The 14188-nt window shown below is 69.3% G+C and carries 16 protein-coding genes and 1 pseudogene; 9 read left to right on the top strand and 8 right to left on the bottom strand.

The window, feature by feature from the left end; all coding sequences use genetic code 11:
* Nucleotides 1–527 precede the first annotated feature (527 nt).
* Nucleotides 528–881, bottom strand: a complete 354-nt coding sequence (locus ACGFI8_RS45810) for a VOC family protein (protein WP_392814861.1) — start codon at nucleotides 879–881, stop codon at nucleotides 528–530.
* A 108-nt stretch (nucleotides 882–989) separates the two neighbouring features.
* Here ACGFI8_RS45810 and ACGFI8_RS45805 point away from each other — a divergent pair, with 108 nt between their 5' ends.
* The 3 genes and pseudogenes from ACGFI8_RS45805 to ACGFI8_RS45795 all read left to right on the top strand — a co-directional run.
* Complete coding sequence (locus ACGFI8_RS45805; RefSeq protein WP_392814858.1) at nucleotides 990–1955, top strand: helix-turn-helix transcriptional regulator; 966 nt, start codon at nucleotides 990–992, stop codon at nucleotides 1953–1955.
* A gap of 327 nt (nucleotides 1956–2282) precedes the next feature.
* Nucleotides 2283–2792 (top strand): hypothetical protein, encoded by a 510-nt coding sequence (locus tag ACGFI8_RS45800; RefSeq protein ID WP_392814856.1) that lies wholly within the window; start codon nucleotides 2283–2285, stop codon nucleotides 2790–2792.
* An 18-nt stretch (nucleotides 2793–2810) separates the two neighbouring features.
* Nucleotides 2811–3104 (top strand): annotated as a pseudogene (locus ACGFI8_RS45795) (YbhB/YbcL family Raf kinase inhibitor-like protein); the annotation flags it as partial.
* A gap of 27 nt (nucleotides 3105–3131) precedes the next feature.
* Here the strand turns inward: ACGFI8_RS45795 and ACGFI8_RS45790 are convergent.
* Nucleotides 3132–3548: a hypothetical protein gene (locus ACGFI8_RS45790; protein WP_392814854.1), complete on the bottom strand. Its 417-nt coding sequence runs from the start codon at nucleotides 3546–3548 to the stop codon at nucleotides 3132–3134.
* Here ACGFI8_RS45790 and ACGFI8_RS45785 point away from each other — a divergent pair.
* Nucleotides 3537–3890 (top strand): hypothetical protein, encoded by a 354-nt coding sequence (locus tag ACGFI8_RS45785; protein WP_392814852.1) that lies wholly within the window; start codon nucleotides 3537–3539, stop codon nucleotides 3888–3890. The two genes, ACGFI8_RS45790 and ACGFI8_RS45785, sit on opposite strands and share 12 nt — an antisense overlap.
* Before the next feature lie 453 nt (nucleotides 3891–4343).
* Nucleotides 4344–5486, top strand: a complete 1143-nt coding sequence (locus tag ACGFI8_RS45780; RefSeq protein ID WP_392814850.1) for a hypothetical protein — start codon at nucleotides 4344–4346, stop codon at nucleotides 5484–5486.
* A 367-nt stretch (nucleotides 5487–5853) separates the two neighbouring features.
* Here the strand turns inward: ACGFI8_RS45780 and ACGFI8_RS45775 are convergent, their stop codons facing one another.
* The 4 genes from ACGFI8_RS45775 to ACGFI8_RS45760 all read right to left on the bottom strand — a co-directional run bounded on the left by ACGFI8_RS45775 (nucleotide 5854) and on the right by ACGFI8_RS45760 (nucleotide 8748).
* Nucleotides 5854–7110: a tetratricopeptide repeat protein gene (locus ACGFI8_RS45775; RefSeq protein ID WP_392814848.1), complete on the bottom strand. Its 1257-nt coding sequence runs from the start codon at nucleotides 7108–7110 to the stop codon at nucleotides 5854–5856.
* Between the two features lie 165 nt (nucleotides 7111–7275).
* Nucleotides 7276–7449 (bottom strand): hypothetical protein, encoded by a 174-nt coding sequence (locus tag ACGFI8_RS45770; RefSeq protein ID WP_392814845.1) that lies wholly within the window; start codon nucleotides 7447–7449, stop codon nucleotides 7276–7278.
* A complete protein-coding gene (locus ACGFI8_RS45765) occupies nucleotides 7442–8068 on the bottom strand; it encodes a VC0807 family protein (protein ID WP_392814844.1) in 627 nt (208 codons plus the stop codon). The genes ACGFI8_RS45770 and ACGFI8_RS45765 overlap by 8 nt, the downstream gene beginning before the upstream one ends.
* On the bottom strand, nucleotides 8065–8748 hold the full coding sequence (locus ACGFI8_RS45760) for a TetR/AcrR family transcriptional regulator (RefSeq protein ID WP_392814841.1): 684 nt from the start codon (nucleotides 8746–8748) through the stop codon (nucleotides 8065–8067). Before ACGFI8_RS45760 ends, ACGFI8_RS45765 begins: the two co-directional genes overlap by 4 nt.
* Before the next feature lie 345 nt (nucleotides 8749–9093).
* On the opposite strand from ACGFI8_RS45760, the gene ACGFI8_RS45755 reads away from it, so the two are divergent.
* Complete coding sequence (locus tag ACGFI8_RS45755) at nucleotides 9094–9555, top strand: hypothetical protein (RefSeq protein WP_392814838.1); 462 nt, start codon at nucleotides 9094–9096, stop codon at nucleotides 9553–9555.
* 66 nt (nucleotides 9556–9621) lie between these two features.
* On the opposite strand, the gene ACGFI8_RS45750 is transcribed toward ACGFI8_RS45755, so the two are convergent.
* Nucleotides 9622–10551, bottom strand: coding sequence for a hypothetical protein (locus ACGFI8_RS45750; protein ID WP_392814836.1), 930 nt, complete (start codon nucleotides 10549–10551; stop codon nucleotides 9622–9624).
* 459 nt (nucleotides 10552–11010) lie between these two features.
* Between ACGFI8_RS45750 and ACGFI8_RS45745 the strand changes: the two genes are divergently transcribed.
* Nucleotides 11011–12420: a tetratricopeptide repeat protein gene (locus ACGFI8_RS45745; RefSeq protein ID WP_392814833.1), complete on the top strand. Its 1410-nt coding sequence runs from the start codon at nucleotides 11011–11013 to the stop codon at nucleotides 12418–12420.
* Nucleotides 12421–12460: 40 nt separating this feature from the next.
* Complete coding sequence (locus ACGFI8_RS45740) at nucleotides 12461–12754, top strand: DUF308 domain-containing protein (RefSeq protein WP_392814830.1); 294 nt, start codon at nucleotides 12461–12463, stop codon at nucleotides 12752–12754.
* A gap of 58 nt (nucleotides 12755–12812) precedes the next feature.
* On the opposite strand, the gene ACGFI8_RS45735 is transcribed toward ACGFI8_RS45740, so the two are convergent.
* Complete coding sequence (locus ACGFI8_RS45735; protein ID WP_392814827.1) at nucleotides 12813–13559, bottom strand: phosphotransferase family protein; 747 nt, start codon at nucleotides 13557–13559, stop codon at nucleotides 12813–12815.
* Between the two features lie 210 nt (nucleotides 13560–13769).
* On the opposite strand from ACGFI8_RS45735, the gene ACGFI8_RS45730 reads away from it, so the two are divergent.
* On the top strand, nucleotides 13770–14188 hold a 419-nt coding region (locus ACGFI8_RS45730), incomplete at its 3' end, for a phosphotransferase enzyme family protein (RefSeq protein WP_392814824.1).

The following is a 14188-nucleotide window of genomic DNA, read 5'->3' as shown; positions in this document are numbered from 1 at the left end:
CAGCTGGGCCAGCGCCGAACCCGAGCTGGAAAATGCGATCCAGCGCCGCGCCGAGGAACACGGCCACACCGACCGGCCGAGATCGTCAGCTGGCGGACACCCTCGGCGCTGCTGAACGCCACCGTCGTGTAGCCGAAGATCCCACCCCTCTTCGACCCCAGACCGGTGCCCGTGAGCCCGTCCGCTCATGCGGCGATCCGGGCGCTACAGACCGTGACGGCCGGCGGGGTCGCCCACCTTCCGCACATGCCGATGTGAGCGCGTTCGCTGCTGTTCCCCTACGAGTGTTACTGGAGCAGGTTGAGCTGAGACTTCTCGCCTGACTGGCAGCGCGGATGTCACTCACCGGATGTCAGTTACGCGCCGAGGTGGCTGGCCCAGCAAGATGACCTCCGAGAAGATCGCGGTAGCCCGCAGGTGTACACCTCCGAGAAGTGCACCGTCGACGTGGGGCACTCGTCGTCCTCTCGAAGGTAGACAACGGCAGGCGCGACACCTGACGTGCGCGCCTGCCGCATTGTGCACTTTTAGTCTTTCGGTGCGACCCGGATACGGTTCCCGTCAGGGTCGGCTGCGAGGAAGGTCAGGCCGAACCCCGCATCGTGCAGCTCGTGCAGGATCGTGACGCCCTTGGACTGCCACTGCTTGAAGATCGCGTTGATCTCGTCGGGTCGTCCACCTTCGATGGCCAGGCAAACCTCACTGGTACGCGGGACGTCCGGCGACAGATTCTCGAACTGGCCGGACCACAGAGCGAGGTCAGCGCCTGGCCCGAGGTCGAAGGTGATGTATCCCGGAGTCTCGAACGAGGGGCTGATGCCGAGGAGGCCGCCGTAGAAACGAGCTGCGGCGGGCGCGTCGTTCACGTAGACGATGGACACGACGGATGTGGTCATGGTTGTTCCTTCTCGCTGGTCGTAGGTACGCATCCACCAGCCTGGCCGGAATATGCGCCGCATCATGTCGCAATTTCTTGAGAAACTTGGTGGGTGACCCCGGACCGTTTCTTCGCCCTGATGCTGCTTCTCGAATCGAGGGATGGCGCGACCACACAGGAACTTGCCTCGGCGCTCGGGGTTTCCCTCCGAACCATCACCCGGGACCTGAACTGGCTCCGCGACGCCGGTCTGCCGGTGACCGCGCACCGGGGCCGCCTCGGCGGCGTGGCCATGCTGCCCGGGTCCGGGCTCGACCTCACGCGGCTCACGCCTGACGAGCGTGATCATCTCTCGCTCATCGGGCTTGATGAGAAGCAGCGCACGGAGCTCGACGCATCGGTCGAGAGCCGGCGCGCGCTCGCCAAGATCGCCGCTACACAGTCACGTCGAGTTCATGAGCTCCTGCCGCTCACCGATGTCGTGCACGTGGACAGCCGTCCCTGGCTCCAGTCGCGAGCTTCCGGCACGACTCCGGCTTCGCTGATCGGATCGGTGCGACGAGGTCGCCGGCTACGGATCGTGTACGACAGTCCACGCGAGTCATGCCCACGTGACGTGGTCGTGGATCCCTACGGGCTGCTCGCCAAGGCCGGCATCTGGTATCTCGTCGCCGACTGTGCCCGAGTGCCACGGATGTACCGACTCGAACGGATCACGGCGTGGAAAGAACTCGACCAGCCACGACGGATCCGCCAGAACCAGACCTTGGCCACCGTCGCAGCAGCGCTCATCGACCAATGGGCACACAGCCACGCGATAGAGGTCAGCGCCACCATCGACCAGACCCAGATCGAGCGAGCGCAACGGATTTTCGGCCTACGACTCGTCCGGGACAACCATGAAGAATCCGCCACCGGCCACAAGGTGACCATTCGCTTCATGCATCTTGAGGACGTACGAGCATTGCTGCCGTTCGGGAGCGCCATCACGGTGCACGGCCCCACCGAAGCCAGGGCTCACCTCCGCGCTCTCGCCACCGACCTTGCCCGCCACTATGCGCCGTCACCAACGTCCTGACCAGCAATACCTGGTTGTCTGCGAGGATGCACATCCTTGCGTCAAGATCAACTCACTCTCATGCCGCCGACTGTGCGCTGCGGCTCGCCATCGATCATCACGCTCCGTACGCCGCTCCGGCCGACCCTGCCCCACGGGCCGGCGCGCGCTCGTGCCGAGGTGTGCGCAGCTGATCTCGATGGTGCGAGCCGGCTCGGGAGGTGTGGTGCGGCCGGTTGGTGGGGTGGGTCAGTGGGTTGCATGAATGCGGCGGGGTCGTGGCACGTTGGCGCAGTGCTGGACGTCGGTGGGGCAGCGGATCGCGGTCGGTACTCCTAGCCTGGTTCTGTGAAGAAGACGGCCGTCTTGTTGGTGTCGGTGGTGCTCGCGGTCATCGGGCTGGCCGCCTGCACCCGCTCGGCCAGCCCAGATCCCGCGCAGGCGCCGTTCGTGCTGGAGACCATCGGCGGGGAGGTGGAGTCCTACGACCGGCTGGTCGGCGCGTGGCATTCGACGGAGTACAGCGAGCCGTTCGTCGAGGTCTCGATCCGCGAAGGTTGGGCGATTCATCTCCGCGGGCGTTGCACCGGCTCGGGCGTGCTCAAGATGCAAATGACCGCCATCAGCATGAGCTTCACGGACGGCTGGACCTGCGACGGTCAGTGGCGGTTCCTGATGATGTTCTTCCCGGCCGACGAACTGGCCGTCGGTCGCATTGACCTCGGCCCCTTCACCGTGGCGCTCGACCGCGCCGACACCATCACCTCCTGGGACGTCGAAGCCTATTCGACGACGCCGACCCCCTCGCTCGGCCCAAGCCTCTCGCCATGGCCGTCCCCGTCTCTGCTGCGCGCCTGATACGCCACGGTGATCGCCTGGGTGCTGGTCGGTCTGCCGGCCATCACCCATGACCTGCCCAGTGGCGCCGGCGCGCCGGCCGGGCTACCGGAGGGCGCGTTCCACACCCGCAATGACTTTGGCGACAACTCCTACGACGGTTCCGCCCCGCCGGCCGGCGACGGGCCGCACCGGTACGTGTTCATCGTGCACGCGCTGGACGTCGAGACGCTCGACGTGCAGCCCTCGGCGTCCCCGGCGTTCGTCAGTTTCAACCTCGCCTTCCACACCCTGGCCCGGGGCGTCATCCGGGGCACGTACCAGGTCGCCTGACGCCGGCCGCTGAGGGCGACGTTTCGTTCAACGGTCGTGGTCGGGTAGCGGAAGTTCAGGCGTGTTGTGGTCGTCGACCAGGCCGCTGCGTCGTACGGCGTCCACGACCGCCGGGTCGAGCAGCAGTACCCGACCCCCGTTCTCGCCCGTGTAGAGCGTAAAGACACGAACCGGCGTGCCCGCCGCGGCGAGCAGGTCGTTCACGACGGCGAGGGGCCGAACGGTCGCCTCGAACCACGGCGAGTTGTAACGCCAATCGTCGGCACCCAGGACCGGGCAACGGCGGCCGTTGATGTCCACGACGTAGTCCCCCTCGTCGTCGTTACCGGACACCGTGCGGACCCGAAGTGTGACACCGAATTGCCGCAGCGCCGGAGCCATCTCGCGGAGCAGGTCCTCGACGCCACCCTCCGCAAGGTCCTCGCCGTCGGCATGAAAGTCCACATCGTCAAGGACGGCGCAGCTGAAGGGATAGCCTCCGGCCGCCACCTCGCGCCGCTGGTCGTCCGCCGCAGCGGCCGGCAGGTCACGCCAGAAGCCAACGTCCGCAAGCGTCCACGCGAGCGCCGCCCACCGACGGTCCTGCTTGGCTCCGGCGGACCGGCGACGCGACAAGAACAGCCTGATGCGACGCATCCTCATGCGTCGCCCGGCGTGGCACCGGCCCCGCCCATTCGGCCCATGAGTGCCATGGTCACCTACGCAGGCACCGTGCTACAAGATCAGGCGCGCACATCTGCCGCTGCGGGCGTACTGGCGCTCATCGTCGCTGGTGACACACCGTGATACATGGCCGCCATTCCTGTCGCCGGCGCCGACGTTGCGCCCCTGGGTGAGCTCGTGTTGCGCGCGGCGGTGTCTGCCTACCTCGGTCGCTATCGCGGTCAGAGTCGGCTGCACAGCGAGCCGGACCTGCGCGTCTTCCTCCGCTGGTGCGACGACCACGACCTCGATCCACTCGCTGCAGCACGAGCGGACATTGAACGCCGCTCCTGTACGGCTTCAGCGGTCATTTCGGCTGCGGCTCGTTCCGCATGACGCCTCCCCGGACAGGTCGTTGTACGACACGCCATCGCGGAAAATCGGTCGATGCTGACCCCGGCTTCGCATACGCCGGGCGTTACCGGCCACACCCGGCGGTTCGGCACGCGGACATGCCGATGACCGCGCATCGGCAGCGCCCGGCATGCTGCGCCGTCAACCCCACAACGAACAGCGACATCAGGTTATGTTGACGCCGTGAACGACCGACTGGATGAACGCCTCGCCGGCGCATGCGAACCGCAATCTAGTTCGATCGCCGAGCCGCTTGCGGAATCCGCGGCCGACATCGCACGGATGGGACGCAGGGCGGCCCGGCGACGCACCACACGCGTCTGGATCGCGGTGGCCGCGAGCGTCCCGATGGTGGTGATCGGCGTCGCGGTCGGGGCCGGCAAAGCGCCTATGACGTGCGGGGTCGAGCGGCTTGCGCTACCGTCTGGCAGCGCGCCGAGCCTCGTGACGGCAATGGATCCGACCGGACGTTATATCGTCGGCCGGACGACGCACGCGAGTAGCACCTCCCGCCTTGATCTGCTGATCTGGGACAACGGTGAGCTCCACCAGGCCGAGCTGCCGGGTGAACGTCAGGTACCCACCGACGTCAATGCCGACGGTGTCGTGGTCGGTACCACCGACATCCAGTCGGCATCCGGTCCGATCGACATGCACGCGTGGGTATATGGGGATCGCACAGCCACGCTGCTACCGGGCACGGGGTCCACCGAAGCACGGGCGATCAGCGACGGTGGCGTCGTCGTCGGCACGGACGACCGGCGCCCGGTGTTGTGGCGTTCAACCACTGACGCGCCGTCCACACTCCCGCTGCCGGAAGGGGCATGGGAAGGAGTGGCCACCGCCATCACCGCCGACGGGGAGACGATTCTCGGCACGCTGCACCCGCCACAGACCGGGCTCAACCGCCCGTACGTCTGGCTGGCCGACGGAACGCTGCGGGAGCTGCCCTTGCCGGTCGTCAACGGCACCACGGCGTTGAGCGCGTACCCCGTGGCGATCGCCGGCGACTGGGTAGCCGGCACGGCCGGCGACGATGGCGTGCCGGTACGGTGGAATCTGCGCACCGGCGAGGTGCAGGCCTTCCCGAGGTTCCGCACCGCAGGCCTGAAGATCAGCGCGGACGGTTGGATCCTCGCCCGCGACAGGCACAGCCACGCGACCCTACTACTCAGTCAACAGGCCACGCTGACGCTGCCAAGCTTGCGCGACCGCGGTAGCTTTCCCGACGTGCCCAAGGTGATCACCCAGGACGGTCTGCACGTTGCTGGCGAAGCGTCGGCCGCGGGCAGCGGCACCTTGCCGGTGGTCTGGCACTGCAGGTAGCCGGATGACAGAGGCGCCGGCTACCGCCGCGCGCCGTACGGCCTCTTGGACCAGCGCGACGGCGGCCGCCTGACCGTCTTCGGTCTGTTCAGCCACGACGTCGTCGATACGGGCTTTGACGCCGCCGGGCGCCCGGTACGCCGCGAGCGTGAGAGTGGCGCAGAGGTCCCCGTCGTTTCGGGCGACCAGCAGGTGGTACGCCGGCGATACGACCATGTCGGCCAGCACGTTCGGCTTCAGACGGCTGGGTCGGCTGGACAACCGCGGCTCGTCCCGGCAGAACGCCTCGACGATCTCGGGACTGCACCTATCGACGAGTTCCACCTCGACCGCCGCCGGCCGTCTCCGGTAGGAGCACTGAACAGGCTCAGAGGAAGCGGGCGCTCGGCACCGGGCCGGGGGACCACAGGCGGTCGCGGCGGCCGATGAGGGGCCACCCCGCCGCGAGCCCGGCGGCGAAGGTCGCGAGGTCCGCCGGGGTGTCGCCCGGGGCCACCTCGTCCTCGTCGGGCGCGGTCTCCAGGACGGCGGCGGCCAGCGCCTCGGCGGGGCGGTCGTCCGCCGGGACCTGCTCCGGCTCGCCGCCGGGCGGGAAGCGCATGTGCTCGCCCCACGCGGGCACCAGCGACTGGTACAGCAGCCCGGTCGCGTCCGGCGCAACCAGGCCCGGGTCCGTCCACGACGTCGCGTGTTCTACGAGCAGCGCGCCCGGCGCGCGCTCGGCCAGCGTCGGCAGGGGCGTGGCGGGGTTGGAGAGGTCGTAGGCGGCGATGATCGTGTCGCGGCGGCCGGGGGCGTACGGCTGGGCGGGTAGGCCCAGGGCGGAGGCCAGCGCCAGGCCGAAGATCGAGCTGCCCCGGTCGGGCAGCAGGCTCACGCTCGACGCGGACGGGCCGGCGGCCTCGAGCACGACGCGGAGGCGGTCGATCGTGCGGCGCAGAGCGGCCAGGCTGTCGTGCAGATACGCGTAGCGGCCGCGCATCGGCTCGTCGAAGCCGTACGGGGAGAGGTGCAGCAGGACGCCGCCATTGAGGACGTAGTGCCAGGGGCGCAGCGCCTGCTGGTCGAGCGGGCCCGGTACGGTCGCGGCGCGCTCGAGCATGCCGGACAGGCGCCCGCGTGCGTGAACCCAGTCCTGGGGTGCCGGGGCGAGGCGCGCGGCGGCCTGGCGGGCCCGGTCCAGGTCGCCGGACATGACGCTGTAGAAGGCGAGCAGGTAGCGGTCCGGCCAGTCCTCCAGGCCGGCGTCGTTCGCCTCGAGGACGGCGACGGCGTCGCCGTAGCGATAGGCGTCCTCGTAGGCGGCGGCCAGCTCGGTCACGATCCGGCGGTGGCCCGGTGCCGCATCGAGGGATGCCTCCAGCAGGGGGATGGCGATTTGGGAGATGCCGCGCTCGATGCAGGTCCAGCCCAGTTGGTACAGGAATACGGCGTCGCGGGGATCGGAAACCACCGCATCGGCCGCCTCGGCCAGGTCGTCGAAGCCGGCCAGGCGCCCGGCGCGCGCGAGGATCGCCGCCAGTTCCGCGGTCGGCGCGTCGGCCGCGGCGGTCAGCAACGTGCGGATCGCGCCGCTCAGGTCGCCGGCGTTGAGTTTTTCGGATGCCTCAACGAGATCACTCATGATCTCCCACGATATCCGGCGTCCGCCGGCATCTATCCGAGCGGTCCGGAAAGCCTGCGCCCAGGGCTATGTTCGTCCACGGCGAACCGCTGACCAGGGCGATCGCCGTGGCCCAGTCACCGCGTGCTTCGGCCGCTGCCTCCGCTGTTCGGTCGAACCGTGCCGTCACCGGAGGGAGGGGGCGAGCGATGGGACGGCGGCCGTGCGGCCGTCCAAGCCGCCGAATGTGGCTACGGTCTCGGCGATGGCGACCCGGTAGCCGGCGGCGGACCGGCGGACCATCGCGGCGCCGATGCCGTTCGCACCGCGAGTTGCGAGGATGGTGCGTGGATCAGCCATGGTCGCGTACCAGGGTGAGGGCGCCACTGCGCCTGCCGTGGACCATCGCGATGCCTTGGGCGAGCACGATCAGGACGATGAGTGAAACGGTGCCGGCTGCGGGGACGGTGTCGATGGCCAGTGTGTAGGCGAACACGATGCGGATGATCGCGTCGAGTAGGAATGCGGTACCCCACGCGACGCTGGCCAGCATCACCCAGCGGTGGAACACCGGGTTGTCGGTCCATAGCCGGTCGAACCGGGCGGCCATGTCGGTCGGGCTGACCTTGCCGGCCACGTCCAGCAGGAACGGTCGCCCGGTGGCGAGCGAACCGAGGATCCACAGCCCGACGGCTCCGGTCAGCCAGCTCTCCCGGGCCAGCAGTGCGCGGGCGTCGCCGGTGGCCAGTGCGACCAGCAACGACAACGCCATCGTGGCGATGATGAACATCGCGGTCGGGTCCAAGCGCCGGGCCCGTGCCCAGGTCCAGCCGATCCCGACGGCGGGTGCGATCGTGGCCAGCAGCAGCGCGAGCCAATGGTTCACTCCGGCCGCGCGGGCGAGGTAGAAGATGGCCAATGGAACGACGACATCCAGCGCCAATGCGAGCATGGCCCCGAACCGGCGGTCGCGTGTCACGAGCGGACTTCCTTTCCGGTGGCGTGCTTTTCCACGGCATGCTTTTCAGTGGCCCGCTTTTCGGTGGCGTGGCGGAACAGGGAGACCAGGTCTTTGGCGTACGCGTCGAGGTCGAGGTCGGGGATGACGCTGACCTGTGGTCCAATCGCGTCGATGGCGGCCCGGATGGTCATGGCCATGGTGCGGGTGGTGAAGTCACGAAACTCGCCCGCGCGTTGACCGCGCTCCAGGATGTCCTCCAACGGCGCCAGACTGGTGCCGTACACCGATGCGTCGTGTCTGAGCCGGGTCCGGCCGTCCTCGTCGGTGAAGTTCATCGCGATCGCGGTCAGCACCCGAACGTGCTTGCGGTGAGTGCCGATGTATTCGACGTTCGTCTCGATGTAGGCCCGTAACTCCGCGGTCCGACTGTCCGCGTTCCCGGTTCGCGCGGCCATGAATTCGGCAGCCTGACGCAGGGTGGATGCGAACACCTCGTGGATCAGTTCCTCCCGGTTGTCGAAGTGATAGAAGATCGTCGTCTTCGTGACCCCGGCCCGCTTGGCGACCTCCGCCAGCGACGCCTTGGGCAGCCCCAGCTCCGCGATCGCGTCGATCGCGCACTCCACCAGCTGTGCACGCCGCGCCAGGTCGACGAAGGTCCGCTCCGACTTACCGTTGGGTTTGTTTTCAGACCGCACGGTAAGTACCGTAACATCGACGGCCTAAGATTCGCGAGGATTGTTCGCGGGTGCCCTGAGATTTCCATGGCGACAGCGGAGCGGGTTGGTCGTCCGGATGCCAGGTTCCTGGCTGTCAATGTGCCGGCGCGCCGCCGTGGCCGCCACGGCTCGGCGTGAGGGTCCGGTCGGTGTCCTTGGTCGGCGGCGAGACCGGCCGCAACGCCCGGCCGCCGCCCGACACTGCGCCGAACGTATCCATCCGTCCGCGCGCTCGCGGACGACCTCGACGTACGGTTCGTAGACAGCGGCGTCGAGACCAGACAGTGCCTGTGCCTGCTCGACGACGCCGGCGCGCTAACCGAGGTGTGCGAGCCCGTCCGGCCGGTACCACCGGCCGTCTGGCCCGTCCTCCGCGACGCGCTCGGCGACGAGATCGCGACGCTCGATCCCAGTGACCTGCTCGCTCTGTCCGGGCGGGGGCCAGCCGGTCTGCCGCCCGACACGCTGGCCCGGATCGTGGACCTCGCAGCGGCCTGGGACGTGGACGTCATCGTCGACGCCGACGGCCCGGCACTGGTCGAGGCGGTACGCCGCAGCCCGGCCTTGGTCAAGGTGAACGCGCACGAGGCCGCGGCCGCGACGGGCGGCGCGGAACGCTGCGCGTCGCCGCGGCGGCCGCCCGCGCCAACGCGCGGCACCTGCCCGCAGGCGACATCTCCTTGGACGACGTCGACGCCGAGCTCCCAGCGGTGCGGATCAGGCGGCTGGCGGCGCCGCCCCGATGAGCTCCACGAGCCGCGCGTGCCACCGCTTGCACAGTGTTGAAGTGCCATTCAAGCCGGCCGCGAACCCGGGCATCATCGTCCTCGCGGCGGCCGGTGTGGCATCCGCTTACCGGCGGAAGCCTCGTCGCCCGTCGCGTGGTGCGGTGTTGCGGAACGGGCGGAACCATGCCGAGGGACGGTAGTCGCCCATGCCCATGGACCGGTTGTAGTCGCTGTCCGGGTCTTCGATGCCGTCCATCCGGGCATCGAACAGGTCGAGGATGTCGTCGTCCTGCAGCATCACCTCTGACGCGAGGTCCCAGTCGTAGTCCTCGGCGTGCCCTGGTAGCGCGGCCAGCTGTTGCGGCGACGGGCCCCAGTCGTCGGCGACCGCCGCCTCGGCGTAGCGCAGCATGAGGTGCAATGCCATCTCCTCGCCGGGGCATGTCGGCCGCGGCCACCGGCCGGCCGCGAGGTCTCCGGCCAGGTCGTCGAAGGCGCGGGCGGCCTGCCGACGCCACACCGCGTCCTGACCCCAGGTGAGCCGCGGGTACTCAGAGAAGATCATCCAAGCGTTGGTGGTGGTGATCGGCTCGTCGCCGTGCTCACACACGTCGTCGTAGGCTCGGTCGCCGAGAATGTCCGCGAGCGTCCACAATGCCAACGCGGTCCTCGGCGTCAGCTGGAACCCGGCGCACACGTCGCACTTGTCCTCGGCGCAACCGCAGAGCGGGAAAAGGCCAGCGAAGTCCGGGACGTCGCCGGCAACGCCATCTTCGTTGACCTCGCGCACCATGCTCGACGAGCTGACGACCCGAGTCCCGGCGTGGTCGCCGATCACGGCGTCGGCGTCGGCCAGCCACGCGACAGCCACGGCAACATCGCCATGGACGTCGCGGCGAACCTCGGCACGGGCCTGCTCGAGACTCTGGCCCGGCCCCACACCGAACTCCGCGACATCGACCTGGTCCAGCGCGGCCCGCTTCAGGGCCTCTTCGTCGGCGACCTCGACGACCACCTCGGCGCTCACCCTGAACCATCGAAGCTCCGCGCCCATGGACAGAGCATAGGCTTGGTGGCGTCGGGAAGGATGCCACGCACCGGTGCAGATCTGCGGCGCATCGCGGTGAACGGCTCACGGAGGTGTCCCCTGCGGGCTCCACGGCCACAGGCTCCGCCGGCATCGCTCCCAAGCAGAGCCCTTCATCCCGCTGACGCAGCTCCTCAAGGCCCGCCCCAGCCCTTCAACGAGCGCATCGACGAGTTGTCCGCCACCCCTGGGCGGTAACGTACCGCTGGCGGTGATGCAGCGGACTCGCCCCTGTGCTGCCGCCGGGGCGCGAGCTGGCGAGGTCCTGGGGAGGTCGACGAGGTGGCGGGACCTGAATCGCAGATCGAGATCGGTCCGGACGGACGGATCGCCGAGTGGTCGTGGCCACTCATCGAGGCGCGGGCGCGGGCCGGCGATCCACAGGCGATGGCGTTGCACGGAGCGCGGTTGGTCCAGACGGGCGAGGTGGCGCAGGCGCTGCCGTGGTTGCGGCGGGCGGCCGATGCCGGGGTACCCGATGCCGCGTACAACCTCGGGGCATGCCACGAGATGACCGGCGATCGCGCCGCCGCGCGGGAGGTGTGGGGCGCGGCCGCGCACGCCGGTGACGCCGATGCGATGCTGGGCCTGGTACGCCTGTGTCTGACCGAGGGCGACATCGCGGAAGCGCTGGTGTGGTGCGAACCCATTATCGCCGCCGACGATGTCGAGCTGCTGCTGCGGCTGGGGGTGGCGTTGCGCGACGCGGGCCAGGAGGAGACGGCGATCCAGACGTTCCGGGCCGCGATCGCGCGTGGCGATGCGTGGGGGATGACCTACTACGCGAGCATCCTGCAGACCCGCGGGCAGCTCGACGAGGCCGTGTCGTGGCATCAAAAAGCCGCGGCGCTCGGCAACGCTCGGGCCGCGTTCGAAGGCGGCTCGCTGCTGTTGGAGCGGGGTGACCGGGCCGGCGCCGAGGCACTGTTCGAGCAGGGCGCGCGGGCCGGCGATGTCCGCGCGGTCGCTGGTCTGGGCGCTCTACGGTATGAGGCCGGGGACCTGGCCACCGCCGAGGAGCGGCTGCGAGCAGCGGCCAACCGTGGTAACGCGGTGGCTGTCCACAATCTGGCGGAGCTGCTCTGGGAGCGCGGTGACCCGGCGGGAGCAGCGCAGCTGCTGGCACCGCTGGCGCAGCAGAAGGACGCCGCGGCCGCATCGCGGCTCGGCGCGATGAGCCGGGATCGCGGTGACGACGACGCGGCCATCGGCTGGTACCGCGCCGCCGCGGCGGCCGGTGACCGGGACGCGAGCATCTGGCTGGGTAACCTGCTCCGCGAGCGCGGCGACCTGTCCGGCGCCCGTGCGGCGTACCAGCAGGCAGCCGAGGCTGGCAACCGGGGTGCGATGGCCAATCTTGGTGCCCTGCTGCAAGGGACCGGCGAACAGGACGAAGCCTTGCGCTGGCTGCACGATGCTGCAGCCCACGGCGAATCGCTGGCCATGTATAACCTCGGTTACCTCTACCAGGAGCAGGGCCGGTACGCCGAGGCGAAGGCCTGGTATCGGCGTGCCGCGACGCTCGGCGACAGCGCGGCGGGGCTGAACCTTGGCCTGCTGTACGACACGACGGGAGAACCCGACGAGGCCGTCCACTGGTACCGCCGAGCCGCGGCGGACGGCGAGCCGAAGGCGATGTACAACCTCGGCATGCTCTACGCCCGACGGGCGCAGGCCCGGCAGTGGCAGTCGGACCTCGACGAGGCCGAACAATGGCTGACCGCCGCCGCCGAGCTCGGCGACCCTGACGCGGCACACCGCCTCGTCGAGCTCTACACGCACCAGGGCAACACCACGAAAGCTGACTACTGGCGACAACACCCGTCCGCGCCATAACACGCGGCCAGGCCCGCACGTTGATCACCGATCGACTTGTATGGAACATCGACTTGTCCGCCTGACCAGCCAGCCCCGAGGGACGACCGGAGCGGAAGAGCTCGCCGCCGCCCGCGGTACGGCCGGGTTCGTCGGCCTGGTGATCGGCATCATGGCCATCGCCGGGCCCGGCGTCACCGCGGTGGCGCCGGCCATCCTGGTCGGCATCTGGGCAGTCGTCATCGGCCTGGCCGACCTGTGGCTCGCCACCCGTCAGCACGACGGCTGGTCGCTGGCCCTGAGTCTGGCAGCGAGGTCAGGACGAGACGGTAGGAGTCGGTGCCGGTTTCGATGATGTTGCCGCCGAAGGTGATCCGGTCGACGATCTTCGTAGCAGTCGGGCCCGCGCAGCCTCACATCCGGGATCTCAGCACGTCGACCTCGCAGCCCGGCGCGGACGGGTCGAAGCCGTGCTCGATCAGCCAGCGAACCCCCAGCAGGCTTCGCAACGACCACCACGCGTGGATCACGTCGAGGTCGATGTCGGTGCCATAGCCGGCGATGACGTCGTCGAGGTGCTCCTCGTGTCCGAGCGTGAAGGTGGCGAGGTCGTACAGGGCATCACCCTGGCCAGCCTCGGACCAGTCGATGATGCCCGTGACCTCGTCGCCGTCGACGAAGACGTGCGCGATCTGGAGGTCGCCGTGCGTGAACGCCGGAGTCCACGGCCGGAGCGCGGCCTCGGCGACCTGGCGGTTGCGGGTGACGAGGTCGGCGGGCAGGATGCCGTTCGTCACAAGCAACTCGCACTCGTCGTCGAGTTCCGCCGACAGCGCGACGATGCTCCGGCCGGCCAGGCCGGGCCGGGGCGGCAGCGGCGCGTCGTGCAACTTCCGGATGGCGGCGCCCGCCGCGGCCCACGCCGCCGGCGACCCGGTCGACGGCCCGCCGAGGCGCCCAAGCGTCGTCCCCGGGAGTGCGGCGATCGCGAGCACGGGCGGCTTGCGCCACAGGACCTCCGGGGTCGGCACCGGCGCGAGGGACATCGCCTCGACCTCGAAGTCGATGCGCGCCTGGTCGGCGTCCACCTTCAGGAACACGTCGCCGACGCGCAGGGTCGCGCGCTCGGAATGGGCGACAACGACTTTGACCTCATCCATGGGCGACCAGTATCCCGGGGATGATCGCCGACGTCGCCGGGTTTATCGCGTGCGATCACGCCGCTGACCGGTGCAGCAACGCGCAACTACCTTGAATCCGGCACACGCTCACGCCGCTGGTCCATCGCTACCCAGCGTCACGGGATGCCGAGAGCCGACATGCGATCATGCCAGAACAGTGGTGTTGGGATAACCCGTGAGGTGTGGCGAATGGGGTGGGACGCACTCGGGCAGTGGGGTGAAGACGCCGCTCGCATCGAACCGCTCGCTGGCGGAGTCGCCAACGACGTGTGGAGCGTGCGCATCAACGGGCACCTCGCGGTCGGTCGTCTCGGTGCCAGGAGCGATGCTGATCTCGCGTGGGAGACCGCGCTCCTGCAATACCTCGACCGTGAAGGTCTGACCGTACCGGTGCCGATCCCGACTACGGACGGCCGGCTGTTCGCCGACGGTCTGGTGGTGATGACCTACCTCGATGGTGGACCGCCCGAAACGCAGGCCGACTGGCGTCGCGTGGCCGGCACACTCCGCGATCTGCATCGGCTGACGCAGGGCTGGCCGCAGCGCCCAGGCTGGCGATCGTCGACCGACCTCCTGCACGCCGAGACCGGGACGAAGATCGACCTCAG

This window comes from Dactylosporangium sp. NPDC048998 (assembly GCF_043197855.1).
Taxonomy (GTDB): domain Bacteria; phylum Actinomycetota; class Actinomycetes; order Mycobacteriales; family Micromonosporaceae; genus Dactylosporangium.
Note: the sequence above shows the minus strand (reverse complement) of the source record. Positions and strands in the feature narration are given on the sequence as shown.

Bases quoted from the DNA above. Each gene is read 5' to 3' on its own strand.
- ACGFI8_RS45775 (WP_392814848.1), bottom strand. From the start codon at position 7,110: ATGAGTGATCTCGTTGAGGCATCCGAAAAACTCAACGCCGGCGACCTG.
- ACGFI8_RS45750 (WP_392814836.1), bottom strand. From the start codon at position 10,551: ATGGGCGCGGAGCTTCGATGGTTCAGGGTGAGCGCCGAGGTGGTCGTC.
- ACGFI8_RS45770 (WP_392814845.1), bottom strand. From the start codon at position 7,449: ATGGCTGATCCACGCACCATCCTCGCAACTCGCGGTGCGAACGGCATC.
- ACGFI8_RS45735 (WP_392814827.1), bottom strand. From the start codon at position 13,559: ATGGATGAGGTCAAAGTCGTTGTCGCCCATTCCGAGCGCGCGACCCTG.
- ACGFI8_RS45785 (WP_392814852.1), top strand. From the start codon at position 3,537: ATGAAAGTCCACATCGTCAAGGACGGCGCAGCTGAAGGGATAGCCTCC.
- ACGFI8_RS45740 (WP_392814830.1), top strand. From the start codon at position 12,461: ATGGAACATCGACTTGTCCGCCTGACCAGCCAGCCCCGAGGGACGACC.